Source organism: Pseudoalteromonas sp. DSM 26666 (genome assembly GCF_900116475.1).
Taxonomy (GTDB): domain Bacteria; phylum Pseudomonadota; class Gammaproteobacteria; order Enterobacterales; family Alteromonadaceae; genus Pseudoalteromonas; species Pseudoalteromonas tetraodonis.
This window is the reverse complement of the sequence record NZ_FPAR01000003.1, coordinates 281,528-296,691: the sequence shown is the minus strand read 5'-3', so window position 1 is coordinate 296,691 and position 15,164 is coordinate 281,528. Positions and strand designations below refer to the sequence as shown.

The window sequence follows — 15,164 nt, the reverse complement described above, 5'->3', positions numbered from 1 at the left end:
TGGTGGGCGCAGGAGGATTCGAACCTCCGACCGCCTGGTTCGTAGCCAGGTACTCTATCCAGCTGAGCTATGCGCCCATACTTTATTTTACAAGATGCGCCATTTAAAAAATGGTGGAGAGGGAGGGATTCGAACCCTCGATAGAGCTACAAACTCTATACTCCCTTAGCAGGGGAGCTCCTTCGGCCACTCGGACACCTCTCCGTCTTGTGGGGCGTATAATAAAGATTTCAGAAAATATGTCAAACACTTTTCTGACAAAAGTGACTATATGGCTATAGATTGCACACATGCCTAGTTTTAAAGTGTAATTAGTTTGAAAAATAATCAGGTTAGGTGTTTGGGGTGCTTGAATTTACACCCATCACTGGCACTAGTTCGTCCGTAAGTTCAGCAAGGTATTGCTCTTGATAGCCTAACTTCTGAAACTCGGCAATACACGCGCGATAATACGCTTCTCGCTGTTGCTCTGTAGTGTTCTCATCAGGTAAAGATTCTACTCGTTTAGCTTTCATATTATTTCTCTAAGTCCTTTAGAAATTTTTATTTTTTACGACTAAGAATGACCGTGTATAAATTTCGGCCACATTTTAGCTAAAAAATTCACATAAATACAACATAATGTTTAAAAAACAATCATACCAAAAAGTTATAGCACTGCTGTAATGTTGCTAAGCAGTCAAGCAACTTTATGATAATGAAGCTGAATTAAAGATTAATTTACTTTTATACTTACACTTAATTATCAGTGTAGTACTTATTAATTAAAAGCCCTAATGTGAAGTTTAGGCAATGTCTCACAAACAATAGGGCAAAAAAAACGCCGCTAGTTAGCGGCGTTGATAATTTTTTAGTTTATTCCTTCAAGCTTAGTCTGCTTGTGGGCGCATATGCGGGAATAAAATAACATCTTTGATAGTTGATGAGTCAGTAAACAACATGACTAAACGGTCAATACCAATCCCTTCACCGGCTGTTGGTGGTAAACCATACTCTAGCGCGCGAATGTAGTCTTCGTCGTAGTGCATTGCTTCATCATCACCTGCGTCTTTTTCTTCAACTTGGCGAGAAAAACGCTCAGCTTGATCTTGTGCATCATTAAGCTCAGAGAAACCATTTGCAAGCTCACGGCCACCAACAAAGAATTCAAAGCGGTCAGTTACAAATGGGTTTTCGTCGTTACGACGTGCAAGTGGCGATACTTCCCACGGATACCCTGTGATAAATGTAGGTTGGATAAGCATATGCTCAGCCGTCTCTTCAAATATTTCACATAAGAACTTACCTGGGCCCCATACGCAGTTTTCAGGAATTTTAACGTGTACTTGTTTAGCGTACGCTTTTAATTCTTCAAAGTGGTTTTCTGGGTCGTTAAATACCGCAGCATCAAACTCAGGGTTGTATTTTAAGATTGCGTCGCTCATGCTTAAACGTGTGAACGGTTGACCAAAGTCATACTCTACTGAATCCATCACTTCACCGTTTTCATCTTTAGTGGTGTTAACCACAATTGGGCTGCCCAGTACGTTAGTTGCAACTGTACGTAACATGTCTTCGGTGATGTTCATTAAATCAATGTAGTCAGCGTATGCTTGGTAGAACTCAATCATGGTGAATTCTGGGTTGTGACGCGTTGATAACCCTTCGTTACGGAAGTTTCGGTTAATTTCGAATACACGGTCAAAACCACCTACTACTAAACGCTTTAAGTAAAGCTCAGGCGCAATACGTAAGTACATGTCGATATCAAGCGCATTATGATGAGTTACGAATGGGCGCGCAGATGCACCACCAGGAATAACCTGTAGCATTGGCGTTTCTACTTCCATAAAATCGCGGTCTGCTAAAAAGCGACGAATACCTTCAACCACTTGTGAGCGAATACGGAATGTTTCACGCGTTGCTTCGTTAGTAATTAAATCAACATAACGCTGACGGTATTTCGTTTCTTGATCCGATAGGCCATGGAATTTTTCAGGAAGTGGACGAAGTGACTTAGTCAGTAGTTCGTACTCAGCCATGTCTACGTATAAATCGCCTTTACCCGATTTATTAAGCGGCCCTTTAACACCAATAATATCGCCAATATCAAGCTGGCCATATTTTGCTTTTAAATCTTTTTGTACGTCTTTTGATGCATAAACTTGTACACGGCCTTTCATATCTTGAATAGACATAAACGGACCACGCTTAGCAAGAATACGACCTGCAATCGATACTACGTGCTGTAATTCGATTAATTCTTCTTTACTCTTATCACCAAACTCAGCCTGCAAATCTGCCGTGTAATGCTCACGACGGAATTGGTTTGGATGACCGTTGGCTGGGCAATTTGCGCGAATAGCGTCTAATTTGCCGCGACGCTCAGCGATTAACTTATTTTCGTCTTGGATTTGATCAGTCATTTTTTAGCTCTTTTTTAGCTTGGTGGTTATAAACCAGATTTTAAGCTGGCTTCAATAAATTTGTCTAAGTCGCCATCGAGTACCGCTTGAGTATTACGGTTTTCAACGCCGGTACGTAAATCTTTAATACGCGAGTCATCAAGTACGTAAGAACGAATTTGACTTCCCCAGCCAATATCAGACTTGTTGTCTTCTTGGCTTTGCTTTTCTGCATTTTGCTGTTGTAGCTCAAGCTCAAATAATTTCGCTTTTAACTGCTTCATTGCTTGGGCTTTATTTTTATGCTGCGAGCGCTCGTTTTGACACTGCACCACAGTATTAGTTGGCACGTGAGTAATACGTACCGCTGATTCAGTGGTATTTACGTGCTGACCACCCGCGCCTGATGCACGGTAAACGTCTATACGTAAGTCAGACGGATTAATATCAATCTCAATGTTGTCATCAACTTCTGGGTAAACAAACGCAGAAGCAAACGAGGTATGACGGCGGCCACTTGAGTCAAATGGGCTTTTACGAACGAGGCGGTGTACACCTGTTTCGGTGCGTAACCAACCATAAGCGTATTCGCCAGAAAAACGCACCGTTGCGCCTTTAATACCGGCAACATCACCATCGGTCGCTTCAACTAGCTCTACTTTAAAGCCTTTTGCTTCACCCCAGCGTAAGTACATACGAAGTAAAATATTACACCAATCTTGCGCTTCAGTACCGCCAGAACCTGACTGTAAATCAAGGTAGGCATCGTTTGAATCGTGAGAACCTGAAAACATACGGCGAAACTCTAAGCCTTCGAGTTGCTGATTTAAATCAGCCAGTTCGCTTTGCGCTTCATCAAAGGTGTCTTGATCTTCGGCTTCAACAGCCAGTTCAAGTAACCCTTCAACGTCGTCAGTACCTGCCACTAAGGTGTCAATGGTTTCAACAACAGCCTCTAGTGCTGACTTTTCACGACCAAGGGCTTGTGCGCGCTCAGGTTCATTCCATACGGCTGAATCTTCAAGTTCGGCGTTAACTTCTTCTAAACGTTCTTGTTTAAGAGCGTAGTCAAAGGTACCCCCGAAGCAGTTCAGTACGTTCGCGAATTTCCTTGATTTGATTAATCACAGGATTCACTTCAAACATGTACATTACTCCAAAATGGCTAGGTTATTGCGCACTTAAAAAAGAGACTGAGCGCAATTAAAAATCATCAAATAATAAAAACGCTCGATTTTAACAAAAAACCGCGCGTTTTATTAGCCTTTTATGCATGGTTTGAAGATATTTTTTAGCCCACTTTTTCAAGCTCTCTTACAATCAGTTGTAAGCTAAATTTACCTCTAAATTCATTTATATCGAGCTGGTACGCTACTTTAACAAACTGCGCCTCGGTATCTGGCCACGCTTTTACATCAATGCCAAAAGCTATGGCGTCAACTAAACGTGCAGATTGGTGTTTAAGGACTAACTTTAGGTGCTTTTCACCCACAATGCGCTGCTGTATCACTTCAAAGGTGTGTTCAAATATCGGCTCAGGAAATTGCTGCCCCCACGGGCCTGATTGCTTTAATAATTGCGCAAAATCCATGCTAAAGCAGTCGTTAGGTAGTTCACCATCAGTAAATACAATACAGCGTTTACTTTCTTCACTGAGTTGCGCGCTAACCGCACTATCAAACGCGCGTTTAAACTCAGTAAATTGCTGCTCGTTAATACTTAACCCTGCCGCCATTGCGTGGCCGCCAAATTTATTAATTAAACCAGGCTGCGCGGTGTTTAATCCCTCAAGTAAATCGCGCATATGCAAGCCTTCAATAGAGCGACATGAGCCTTTAATTTCACCGTTTTCGCCACCCGCAAATATCACCGTTGGGCGATGGTATTTTTCTTTTAAGCGCCCGGCTAAAATACCAATAACGCCTTGGTGCCAATCGTCTTGATATAAACAAATAGCATCAGGCACACTGTCTTCTTTAAAGGCGAGCCTATCGAGCACCGCTTGCGCTTCTACTTGCATGCCTTGCTCTATTTCACGTCTGGCAAAGTTTAAGCTATCAAGCTCACCGGCTATGCGCCTTGCTTGATTTATGTCGTTGCTAAGTAAACACGCTATGCCTAGACTCATGTCGTCTAAGCGCCCTGCTGCATTTAAGCGTGGTGCAAGCGAAAAACCAAAGTCACTGGCGCTCAAGCGCGCGGCATTGCGATTAGCCACTTCAATCAGTGCGGTAATACCCGGACGAGTTTTACCACTGCGAATACGTGCCAAGCCTTGGTGCACTAACGTGCGGTTGTTCGCATCAAGTGCCACCACATCGGCCACCGTACCTAGCGCTACAATATCCAGCAAATCAGCAATATTTGGCATGGGATGCTGCTCAAAATAACCTTGTTCACGCAATGCGCTTCTCAGGGCAATGAGTAAATAAAATGCCACCCCAACACCGGCTATCGACTTAGAGGGAAAATCACAATCGTGGCGGTTAGGGTTAACAATAGCATCGGCGTTAGGCAGTTGTTCACCCTGCAAGTGGTGATCTGTTACCAGCACTTTAATGCCTGCGGCTTTAACAATATCAATGCCTGCGATACACGATATGCCATTATCGACGGTGATCACTAAATCGGGCTGCATCGTCACTATTTGCTCAGCCAATGCTGGGCTTAAACCGTACCCTAAACTAAAGCGGTCTGGTACTAAGTAATCTAAGTGGGTAAAGCCAAACATGGCCAGCCCTTGCATTAAGGTGGCGGTGCTGGTTGCGCCATCGGCGTCAAAGTCGCCCACAATAAGTATTTTGCTTTGTGCGTGTAGGGCTTCAATTAACAGTTGGCTGGCTTTGTCTATATCTTTAAAAAGTTTGAAGTCGTGGAGTGTAGCTGCGCTATTGTTTAGCTCATCGGCATGGGACACATTTCGCGTGGCATAAATTTGCTTAATAACAGGGTGAAGATGGCTCGGCAGATGAGAGTCGTCAACGGGTTCTCGCGCAATGATCATTTTTTTCATGCTAGTTTTTAACTTATGATGTTCATGATATAAGACAAAAAAAGGCCATTAAGGCCTTTTTAAACACATACTCGCGGTATTGCTTAGCCCGCTTTGTTAGCCTCAAGCGCTGCGCTTAATGCCGCAGCAGGCTGATAACCTGGGATCATCGTGCCATCTTCTAAAATAATAGCCGGTGTACCGCTAATACCAAAACTCTGGCCTAACTGATAATGCTCAGCAACAGGTGCGCTACAGCCTTTAACAATTTGGGTATCTGCACCTGATTTAGCTTCAGTTAATGCTTCTTGCTGATCTTTCGCACACCATACATTCATTAAATCAGCGTAACCAGATCCTTGCAGACCGCCACGCGGAAACGCTAAATACTTAACGGTAATACCCGCATCAAGTAAGTCATCTAGTTCACGGTGTAATTTACGACAGTAACCACAGCTAATATCGGTAAATACAGTAATGCTGTGCTTCTCTTCAGGTGCTTTGTAAACAATCATTGAGTCTTCGTATTCTTTTAACCCTGATTGGCGCACACCATTAAGTGCTTGCTCGGTTAAGTTACTACGGTTGTTTAGATCGATTAGCGTACCTTGCATTAAAAATTGACCGTCAGGACTTGCATACAGCACACCTTTATTGGTGATCAATTCTTTTAAGCCTGCAACTGGGCTTGGATTAATTTGTTTAACGGTCACCCCTAGCGCGGCAAATTTTGTCACGATAGGATCTGTAGCATCCGGAGTGACTGCAACGCTATTAGCAAAAGCGCTCAAACTAGTGCACAACATGGCACCTGCTAACATTAATTTTTTCATAACGGGTTCTCTATCCTAAAAATACTTATCTTATCGTGTCTATATGACCGGCTTAGTGACAAAAAAATTCGCTTAAGCACGAGGGTGATGCTCAGCATGCACCGATTTTAATCGCTCATTCGCTACATGCGTATAAATTTGGGTAGTTGATAGGTCGCTGTGGCCAAGCATCATCTGCACCACACGCAAGTCAGCCCCATGATTTAATAAATGCGTTGCAAATGCATGTCGCAAGGTATGGGGTGATAACGGCGACTCAACGGATGCCAAAATAGCATAGTGTTTAATCCGATGCCAAAAAGTTTGTCGTGTCATACCCACCCCTCGCTTTGAGGGAAATACAAAATCGGTGGCGTGTTTTATCATTTGTGCGCGCCCGAGCTTTAAAAACTGCTCGAGCCAATACATAGCTTCTTCACCTAAAGGCACTAATCGCTCTTTGTTACCTTTACCTTTTACAAACACCACAGCTTGGCGCAAATTTATTTGCTCCATTCTAAGCCCCACCAGCTCAGTTACCCGCAGGCCTGTTGCATACAGTAACTCCAGCATGGCTTTATCGCGCAGCCCCATTGGCTCTTCAATGTTGGGGGCACTTAATAGCGCTTCTACTTCGGCCTCAGATAGCGTTTTTGGTAACGACTGCCCTGCCTTTGGCTGAGCAATATTGACCATAGGTGAGTCGCTAATTATTTTTTCACGCACAAAGTACTGATAAAAACGTTTTAATGCACTAATACTTCGCGCAGTGCTGCGTGGTTTTAGCCCTAAATCAACGCGGTGTGCTAGGTAACTTTCAACATCTAGACTGGTTACCGTCATTAAGCTTTCGCCTTTTAAAAATTGGCAAAACTTATCTAAGTCACTGCGATAAGCGCTCAGTGTGTTTTCACTTACGCCTTGCTCTAAATAGAGGCTATCTAAAAAGGTTTCTAAAAAGTCGCTATTGCTGCTTAGCTCAGTATTTTGTTCAGGTAAATCGTCAGATAGCGTTGTCACGTTGTGATCTCATGTTGGTAATACCACGGGAGAAGGTATCAATTAAAAATACCTTACGGTAAACTTGAGCCTATCATAACAGGCAATTACACAGTGATAAATACGATGCAGATTGGTTTATTTTTTGGTTCTACTACCTGCTATACCGAAATGGCGGCAGAAAAAATACGCGATATTATTGGCGCCGACATTGTCAGCTTACATAATATTAAAGACGAGCCGCTTAAAAACGCTGAGCAATATGACTTTATCATTTTTGGTATTTCTACGTGGGACTTTGGCGAAATTCAAGAAGATTGGGAATCAAAGTGGGACGACATAAAAGACGTTGACCTAAATGGTAAAACTATAGCCTTATTTGGCATGGGCGATCAGCAAGGGTATGGCCAGTGGTTTCAAGACGCATTAGGCATGCTTCACGACGAAATAAATGCCCAAGCCATTACTCAATTAGGCTTTTGGCCGAACGACAGTAATTACGAATTTGAAGCATCAAAAGCCCTTACCGAAGACGGTAAACAGTTTGTAGGTTTAGCATTAGATGAAGACAGTCAGTACGAGCTAAGCGACGAGCGTATTGCCACGTGGGTAGAACAAGTGATGACAGAGTACGCTGAAACCCTATAACTCACTATTGCAAAGAGCGCTGCCATGCAGCGCTTTTTAATTCTTAACTATTCTACTTTTAACCAGTATTGGTTACGGTAAAAAAAGCCCACATAACCGCGCACTTCTAGTTTTTCGCCATTTTGCTGCGGTGTTAAACGCACGCTGTAGGTTTTACCATTATTGGGGTCGAGAATTTCACCGTCTTCCCAACTACCGTCACCCGCATAGGTCACATCTTCAATAATGGTCATCCCCAACATAGGCTGATTCTTTTTATCACCATCACACTCGGTGCAAAGTGCATCTTGCTTGGCTTTATTGAGTATTTTTTCAATTTTACCAGTCAGCACGCCATCTTGCTCAGTAATGCGCACGTACGACTTAGCCTCGTTGGTCTCTTCGTTAATAGTTTTCCAAAGCCCAACCGGTGTGGGGTTAGCAAAAACCTCAGAGGTGTTAAATAAGCTGCCCGCTAAAAGGGCTAGTAATAGTATTTTTTTTGTTTTTTTAGTTAATAAATTCATCAGATTACTTTAAACATGAGTCAATAATGGCGCCATACTAACAATCCTTTATAAAACACTCTACGTAAAAATGCTTTAGGCATACAGCGTGGTATTACATATTTAAATAAAACGCCTTGCACAGTGCAATGTAGTCTTGACTGTAAGCATTACTTAACTCCCTTATGCATAGGGTGCTTTTACTTACTTCGCAATCATCAAAACTAAAAGTCATCAAACTGCGGCTAAAGGGCTTATTTGGCATAGCTTGTACTTGGCAGTGACGATTTAAATACAGCCCTTGCTGCTGTGCTAATGTTATAAATAACTGCGCCTCAGTAGTGGGTAAAATAAGATTAAAACGCGAATGTTGATGACTTAGATGCCTAAACGCACCAAGCAGTTCTGCAAAGCTTAAACCATCGGTATGGCGAGCGGTATTTCGCGCTGCATTATCACCTTTTAAACTTTGATTAAAATAAGGCGGATTAGCTATAACACAATCAAATAAACCTGCAGCCTCAAACTGCTGAATAGGCTGATGGTAAATACTAATATCCGGCCAAGGACTTTGCTGGCAATTTTGTAAAGCCTGCTGGTAGGCGGCTTCATCAACTTCAACCGCACTCACCTTTAAATGTGGCGCTCGTTGCTTACACATTAGAGCCAGTAACCCTGTGCCTGTTCCTATATCAAGTAACGTATTTGCGTGGCTTAAATCAGCCCATGCGCCCAGTAAAATACCATCGGTAGAGACCTTCATGGCGCACTGGTCGTGCTCAACCTTAAATTGTTTAAATGCAAAACCAGACATTTTTTCACCTTTTCATTCACCAAGCAGGTTTAAGTGCGTATAATTAACGGCAATTGTCCCCTATTTTTGACACTCTATGCAATTTTCTGAATTTGATCTTGATGATAAGCTACTCAATGCTATTAATAAAATGGGCTATGAAACCCCCACTAGCATTCAACAACAAGCCATTCCTGAGGCGTTGCAAGGACGCGATATTTTAGCGTCTGCACCAACAGGTACAGGTAAAACGGCGGCATTTTTAATTCCGGCAATTCAATATTTAATGGATTTTCCGCGTCGTGATCCGGGCTTTGCACGGGTATTAATTATGACCCCAACGCGCGAGCTTGCTTATCAAATTCATGAACAATGTGAGTTACTTGCAAAACAAACCCAGTTAAAAATTGGGGTGGTTACCGGCGGTATAAACTACGGTACACACAAAGAAATTTTTGAAAATAATAATGACATTTTAATCGCCACACCTGGGCGTTTAATGGAGTATTTGGAAACCGAGAACTTCCACGCAGAAAACGTAGAAATGCTCATTCTTGATGAAGCCGACCGCATGCTCGACATGGGTTTTCGTAAAGAAATGCTGCGCATTTGTGATGAAGCTAAAAACCGTCGTCAGTGCTTTTTATTCTCAGCCACCCTTGAGGGCGATAGCGTAGAATTATTTGCTGAGCGTATTTTAAACGACCCCGCGCTACTTGAAGCCGAATCATCACGCAAAGAAAAAGCTAAAATTCATCAATGGGTTCATTTAGCCGACGACTACCGCCATAAACTAGAGCTATTAGTTAACACCTTAAATGGCCCTGATGTAAGTAAAGCGATTGTGTTTGTAAAAACCCGTGAGCGCCTTGAAACCCTAATTGGTGAGCTTACTAATAACGGCGTAAAAGCTGCGTGGTTACGTGGTGAAATGCCACAAGACAAACGCATGAAAGCCATGGAAAACTTCCACAGTGGCAAAACCCGTATTTTAGTCGCTACCGATGTGGCGGCCCGCGGTATTGATGTAGCTGATATAAGCCACGTAATTAATTTTGATATGCCTCGCACTGCAGATGTATACGTACACCGTATTGGCCGTACAGGTCGCGCGGGTAAAAAAGGTATTGCAATTTCACTCATTGAAGCGCACGACATTGGCATACTTTACAAAGTAGAACGTTACATAGAGCAAAAGCTAAAACGCCGTGTATTTAAAGGATTAGAACCAAAGCATAAAGAAGCCAAGCCACCGGTTAAAAAGCGTAAAGATCCAGTAAAAATGAAAGCAAAGAAAAAAGCCAAAGCTAAAAAGAAAAAATAGCTTTAGCTTTAACACATTTAATTGAGCCGACGTTTGTCGGCTTTTTTGTGGCTTAAAAACAGTGAGTAAGCTATTCATAGTAATATGTAAAAAATACTTAGCTGAATAACTAATTAATAAAATAGTAAGTTATTTCAAATAGTTAATCTTGGAATGAAACTTGTAACCCTATCGAATATACGAGTATTAAAACGCCGAGTAATGGCGTTGTTTTTTAGTAACACACTAAGGATATAGTTATGAGTCGCATTAAATTTACTATCGGTTTTATTTCGTTTTGTTGTTTATTTTTATTAGTCTCTGCTTTTAAAGTCAGTGCAGCAACGCATTTAGCTGTAGTTAGCAGTGTGGCTACACAACCTAATTTACAACAATCTATTACTCATGAATTGCGCACTAACCCAAATTTAAAGTTAGAAAAACTAAACGTACACGTTAATGACGGTGACGTTGAACTTAAAGGTGAAGCCAATAACGGTTTTGAACGCGCTCTTGCACAAAAGTTTTTAGAAAATATGGATGGGGTTAAAATCATTCATAACAAAATTAGTGTCATTTAATACAACTTTTTCTTAACTAATACACTTAACTTATCCCTCAGCGCTGCTTGTTTCTCCAACACAAGCGGCGCTTTTTTATGGTTTGCACAATATAATTCACTGCAGAGCATATTCCCAAGCCAGTTTAAATACTTAATTAAAAGCCTTTTAGTTTACGCACCAATCGCGACGCTCATTGCAGCTGCTTATACTTTTGAAACCTTTGTTTATAGACACTTATTATAAAGAGCTTACATCAAGCTTGGGCTCTAGTTCGGTTGATTAAATAATCTATTTTGAGATGAGAAACCTTATCGATATAGTTTTCTAATTGAGGCGTTTTTAAGGCAGTTAGCGCAAGGCTTTAATTACTTCAGATTATCAATTGGGTCTGTTGTTCTTTCAAGGTTGAATTTGCAGTAGTCTGTTTGGTATTTAGCCAAGGGTGCTGTCCAGGGACATTTACTCTTTGTTGCCTACATGGATGGTGGTAAGGAGCGTGAGCAGGACGCGGAAGCTTTGCTCGGTTTTTACTTATTCTTACCCAGTAGAATAACGCAGGAGCAGTTATCGAGCCCACTAGGCAACAAACCTCGCGTCGCGATTAAATAGCTCTTAGTTTGAACTAATTTTAATCCGCAAAGGTCAACAGACCCTTATATTATTTATTATAAAAAGCGCGTTTTACTTTGTAAAAACGCGCTGATAGTCAGTAACTATTTCCCAATGCTTTTACCTTCGGGGTTTTAAATTATTTACTCACCTTGGCTTGCATAAGTATTATTGTCACCCTCTTTATTTGCTGACTGCTGACTTATTTTATCGCTTATCATGGCATCGAGTTTTTCACCGCCTTTAATACCAAAATCCAACGTACGAATAGGAAACGGAATACTAATATCAGCCGCATCGAGTGCTTGCTTAACTGCCACAACCCCTTTGTGACGCACCGTCATAAAATCAGGCTCACCAGGGTATTTGATCCAAAACCACACCAACAAGTTTATACTGCTATCACCAAAGCCTTCGGCATAAACAGCGGTTTCATTTTTGCGGATCACAAAGTCAAATTGGTTAATTTTGTCGACGATGACCTCACTGGCTTTTTCTATGTCGTCAGCGTAAGAAATACCCACCGGCACTTCTATTCGTCTTACCCCTAAGGTGCTGTAATTACGCAGTACATTTCTAAATAGTATTTTATTAGGTACCAGTATCAATTGCCCGTAAAAGCTTTCTATTAGTGTGTTGCGCAAGTTTATTGAATGTACCGAACCAAACACATTATCGGTTTCTATGACATCACCCGCTTTAAACGGTTTACGAATTCCCATGGCAATACCCGCTATCAGGTTTTCGGTCATATCTTGAAAAGCAAAACCAATGGCAAGACCAACAATACCTGCACCAGCAAGCAGAGAAGTGACGGTACTTTTTAAGCCCATAAAATCAAGGGCAATAAATACCCCCACACTCAGTACAATAACTTTAAATATTGAGGCCATTAAATCGGCAATTTGCGTAGAGTCGAGCGAGCGACGTAAAACATTTTTCATTCCTTTGCCTGCCAAACGGGCAATAAATGAAAATAGAATGGCAATAATTACTGCAACGATAAAGTTTGGGATATGACTTATAACTACATCAAACCAACCGCCGAGCTTTTCTTCTATCAACTTTTCGGCTTCTGTAATTGAGGGAATTGAGAGCATTTATTTTATACCTTAGTTAGGGTTAGTAATCTAAGGTTTGCAAAAATAACGCCAGTATAAAAAAGCCATGCAATGCATGGCTTATTAAATACTTTAAACGATGTGTTAGTTTTGCTCTTCGCGTAAAAATACCGGTTCAAGTTCTTTGGTGGTTGCCTCTGGGCTAAAGTAATAGCCGGCCACAGTAAACTCTTTGAGTTGGCTTAATTGAGTCACTTGATTTTCAATGATGTAGCGTGCCATCATGCCGCGCGCTTTTTTAGCGTAAAAGCTAATCACTTTATATTGGCCGTTTTTACAGTCTTTAAAGTGTGGTGTAATAATGTGTGCGTTAAGCGTTTTTTTATCTACTGCTTTAAAGTATTCGTTAGAGGCTAGATTTACTAAGTATTGTGCATCTTGTGCCGCTAATACGTCGTTAAGTTTATTAGCAATAACACTGCCCCAAAACTCATATAAGTTTTTACCCCGGCTATTTTCAAGTTTTGTACCCATTTCTAAGCGATAAGCCTGCATTAAATCAAGCGGCTTTAATACTCCGTATAATCCCGAAAGTATACGTAAATGGTCTTGAGCGTAATCAAGCTGCTTAGTAGTGAGGGTATTAGCATCTAACCCGCCGTATACATCGCCGTTAAAGGCAAGCACGGCCTGTTTAGCATTATCGGTAGTGAATGGTTGTGCCCACTCACTGAAACGCGCTGCGTTGAGGCCTGCGAGTTTATCGCTAATTTTCATTAAACTGCCAATTTGCGCAGGAGTTAGTTCACGGCATACTTTCATGAGCGCTTCGCTGTGCTCAAGTAATTCAGGTTGAGTGAACTTATCTGTTGCGGGTGGCGTGTCGTAATCAAGATTCTTTGCTGGTGAAATAACAGTGATCATAGTTAGCTATTGACTTGTAAATTATTTAATGTCAATTTCAACATTAAATGAAACGAAAAGCACGTTTTGTTTAAAATTATCCTACCTAAAACTCAACCGTTACCGTTTTTTTATTGATAAGGACATAAGACCTATCAAGCATTGTCACACTGTTGCAGTATAGCTATATTAAGGTAGTTTAGATTTTCTTTTAACTTGCTTGGAATGAGGAAAAGCAAATGACTAGCGCTCTACAAAGGCTTAAACAACATTCTTCTATCGTGGCCGACACGGGCGATATAGAAGCCATAAAAAAACATCAACCTGAAGATGCGACTACCAATCCATCGCTACTTTTAAAAGCGAGCGAGATTGAAGCTTACAAACCTTATCTAGATAAAGCATGGCAGTATGCAAAAGAAACAGAGCAGCAGCCTGCAAAACAGCTAGAGCTGGCTTGTGATTATTTTGCTGTATTACTTGGTAAAGAAATTAGTGAAATTGTACCGGGTTATATTTCTACCGAAGTTGATGCACGTTTATCATTTGACACCCAAGCAACAATTAATAAAGCACACACGCTATTGAGCCTTTACGAAAAAGAAGGCGTAAGCAAAGACAAAATTTTAATTAAAATAGCGTCAACGTGGGAAGGTATTAAAGCGGCTGAGCAATTAGAAAAAGAAGGCACTAAGTGTAACCTTACTTTATTATTCAGCGATGCCCAAGCGCGCGCCTGTGCTGATGCAAACGTATTTTTAATCTCTCCATTTGTTGGCCGTATTTTAGATTGGCACGTGGCAAACGGTATGGAAAAACCAACCGATCCGCTTCAAGATCCGGGTGTGCAATCTGTACGTAGCATTTTTGAGTTTTACAAACGTCACGACTACAAAACCGTAGTTATGGGCGCAAGCTTTCGTAATACCGGTGAAATTATTGCCCTTACAGGATGCGATAAGCTAACAATTAGCCCTAATCTTTTAGAAGATTTGGGTAATTTAGAAGGTGCTGAAGAATACTTGCTAGCAAGTGATATTACTAAAGAGCCAAAACCTGAGCCACTTAGCGAAACACAGTTCCGTTGGTTACATAACCAAGATGCCATGGCGACTGAAAAACTCGCTGAAGGTATTCGCTCATTTGCAGATGCACAGGAACAATTAGAAGCACGCTTTAAAGCGATGTAACTAACCGCTGTTTTAAGAGTTTAAAAACGTCGCTTATTGCGGCGTTTTTTTATACCTGCAATTTTATTTTAAATACTCGCCTTGTCCCCATTTAAGTGCTGTTCTCATTGATCTTCATCAAAATACCACCCGTTAGTAACAGTTTCGTCACATTTATATTCTATTTTATTAATAGCTGTGGTATAGATACTGCCGAGGTTCAAAAAGTGGTCAATAGGAGATAATCAATGGATAGCCTAAACGAAATAATAGAGATATTAGAAGGTTCTGATACATCGAAAAAAACCTCTCAAAAAAATAAAAAAAGAAAATGGCGCGAAATAGAAGCAATAAAAGATAAGCAACGTTTGCGCAAAGAACTACAGGAGCTTGACTATTTTGCAGATAGTGTTGCTATTGATGAGTTAGAGTTTTAACCAACA

General features: G+C 41.3%; 15 protein-coding genes and 2 tRNA genes. 5 read left to right on the top strand and 12 right to left on the bottom strand.

The window, feature by feature from the left end; all coding sequences use genetic code 11:
* The 8 genes from BM380_RS07540 to xerD all read right to left on the bottom strand — a co-directional run bounded on the left by BM380_RS07540 (position 1) and on the right by xerD (position 7,208).
* A tRNA-Arg gene (locus BM380_RS07540) sits at positions 1-77 on the bottom strand.
* 34 nt (positions 78-111) lie between these two features.
* Positions 112-204: transfer RNA gene (locus BM380_RS07535), tRNA-Ser, on the bottom strand.
* Positions 205-332: 128 nt separating this feature from the next.
* Entirely contained in the window at positions 333-515 is a 183-nt protein-coding gene (locus BM380_RS07530) for a hypothetical protein (protein ID WP_013465804.1), read from the bottom strand.
* A gap of 354 nt (positions 516-869) precedes the next feature.
* Positions 870-2,405 (bottom strand): lysine--tRNA ligase, encoded by a 1,536-nt coding sequence (gene lysS, locus BM380_RS07525; protein ID WP_090493798.1) that lies wholly within the window; start codon positions 2,403-2,405, stop codon positions 870-872.
* Positions 2,406-2,431: 26 nt separating this feature from the next.
* Positions 2,432-3,530, bottom strand: a protein-coding gene (gene prfB, locus BM380_RS07520) for a peptide chain release factor 2 (RefSeq protein ID WP_139232429.1) whose coding sequence is annotated in 2 segments (ribosomal slippage) — positions 2,432-3,454 and positions 3,456-3,530 — 1,098 coding nt in all. Because the reading frame shifts where the segments join, the coding sequence is not laid out codon by codon here.
* A 145-nt stretch (positions 3,531-3,675) separates the two neighbouring features.
* The gene (recJ, locus tag BM380_RS07515) at positions 3,676-5,397 is read right to left on the bottom strand and encodes a single-stranded-DNA-specific exonuclease RecJ (RefSeq protein ID WP_008467799.1); all 1,722 of its coding nucleotides are present in this window, start codon (positions 5,395-5,397) and stop codon (positions 3,676-3,678) included.
* 83 nt (positions 5,398-5,480) lie between these two features.
* Positions 5,481-6,209 (bottom strand): bifunctional protein-disulfide isomerase/oxidoreductase DsbC, encoded by a 729-nt coding sequence (gene dsbC, locus BM380_RS07510; protein ID WP_008467797.1) that lies wholly within the window; start codon positions 6,207-6,209, stop codon positions 5,481-5,483.
* A gap of 72 nt (positions 6,210-6,281) precedes the next feature.
* Complete coding sequence (gene xerD / locus BM380_RS07505; RefSeq protein ID WP_008467794.1) at positions 6,282-7,208, bottom strand: site-specific tyrosine recombinase XerD; 927 nt, start codon at positions 7,206-7,208, stop codon at positions 6,282-6,284.
* 105 nt (positions 7,209-7,313) lie between these two features.
* On the opposite strand from xerD, the gene fldB reads away from it, so the two are divergent.
* A complete protein-coding gene (gene fldB, locus BM380_RS07500; RefSeq protein ID WP_008467792.1) occupies positions 7,314-7,835 on the top strand; it encodes a flavodoxin FldB in 522 nt (173 codons plus the stop codon).
* Positions 7,836-7,882: 47 nt separating this feature from the next.
* On the opposite strand, the gene BM380_RS07495 is transcribed toward fldB, so the two are convergent.
* Entirely contained in the window at positions 7,883-8,341 is a 459-nt protein-coding gene (locus BM380_RS07495; protein WP_016900533.1) for a DUF2147 domain-containing protein, read from the bottom strand.
* A 94-nt stretch (positions 8,342-8,435) separates the two neighbouring features.
* The gene (locus tag BM380_RS07490) at positions 8,436-9,134 is read right to left on the bottom strand and encodes a tRNA1(Val) (adenine(37)-N6)-methyltransferase (RefSeq protein ID WP_090493796.1); all 699 of its coding nucleotides are present in this window, start codon (positions 9,132-9,134) and stop codon (positions 8,436-8,438) included.
* Positions 9,135-9,210: 76 nt separating this feature from the next.
* On the opposite strand from BM380_RS07490, the gene srmB reads away from it, so the two are divergent.
* Entirely contained in the window at positions 9,211-10,437 is a 1,227-nt protein-coding gene (gene srmB, locus BM380_RS07485; RefSeq protein WP_013465810.1) for an ATP-dependent RNA helicase SrmB, read from the top strand.
* Positions 10,438-10,676: 239 nt separating this feature from the next.
* A complete protein-coding gene (locus tag BM380_RS07480) occupies positions 10,677-10,997 on the top strand; it encodes a BON domain-containing protein (protein WP_008110653.1) in 321 nt (106 codons plus the stop codon).
* 734 nt (positions 10,998-11,731) lie between these two features.
* On the opposite strand, the gene BM380_RS07475 is transcribed toward BM380_RS07480, so the two are convergent.
* Both BM380_RS07475 and yaaA read right to left on the bottom strand, forming a co-directional pair.
* Positions 11,732-12,688, bottom strand: a complete 957-nt coding sequence (locus BM380_RS07475; protein WP_090493794.1) for a mechanosensitive ion channel family protein — start codon at positions 12,686-12,688, stop codon at positions 11,732-11,734.
* 105 nt (positions 12,689-12,793) lie between these two features.
* A complete protein-coding gene (gene yaaA, locus BM380_RS07470) occupies positions 12,794-13,573 on the bottom strand; it encodes a peroxide stress protein YaaA (protein ID WP_028835667.1) in 780 nt (259 codons plus the stop codon).
* Positions 13,574-13,791: 218 nt separating this feature from the next.
* Between yaaA and tal the strand changes: the two genes are divergently transcribed.
* Positions 13,792-14,742 carry a transaldolase gene (gene tal, locus BM380_RS07465; protein ID WP_076922089.1) on the top strand — a complete coding sequence of 317 codons (951 nt, stop codon included), beginning with the start codon at positions 13,792-13,794 and terminating at the stop codon, positions 14,740-14,742.
* Positions 14,743-14,969: 227 nt separating this feature from the next.
* Entirely contained in the window at positions 14,970-15,158 is a 189-nt protein-coding gene (locus BM380_RS07460; RefSeq protein WP_008467780.1) for a DUF3545 family protein, read from the top strand.
* The last annotated feature ends 6 nt before the right edge of the window (positions 15,159-15,164 follow it).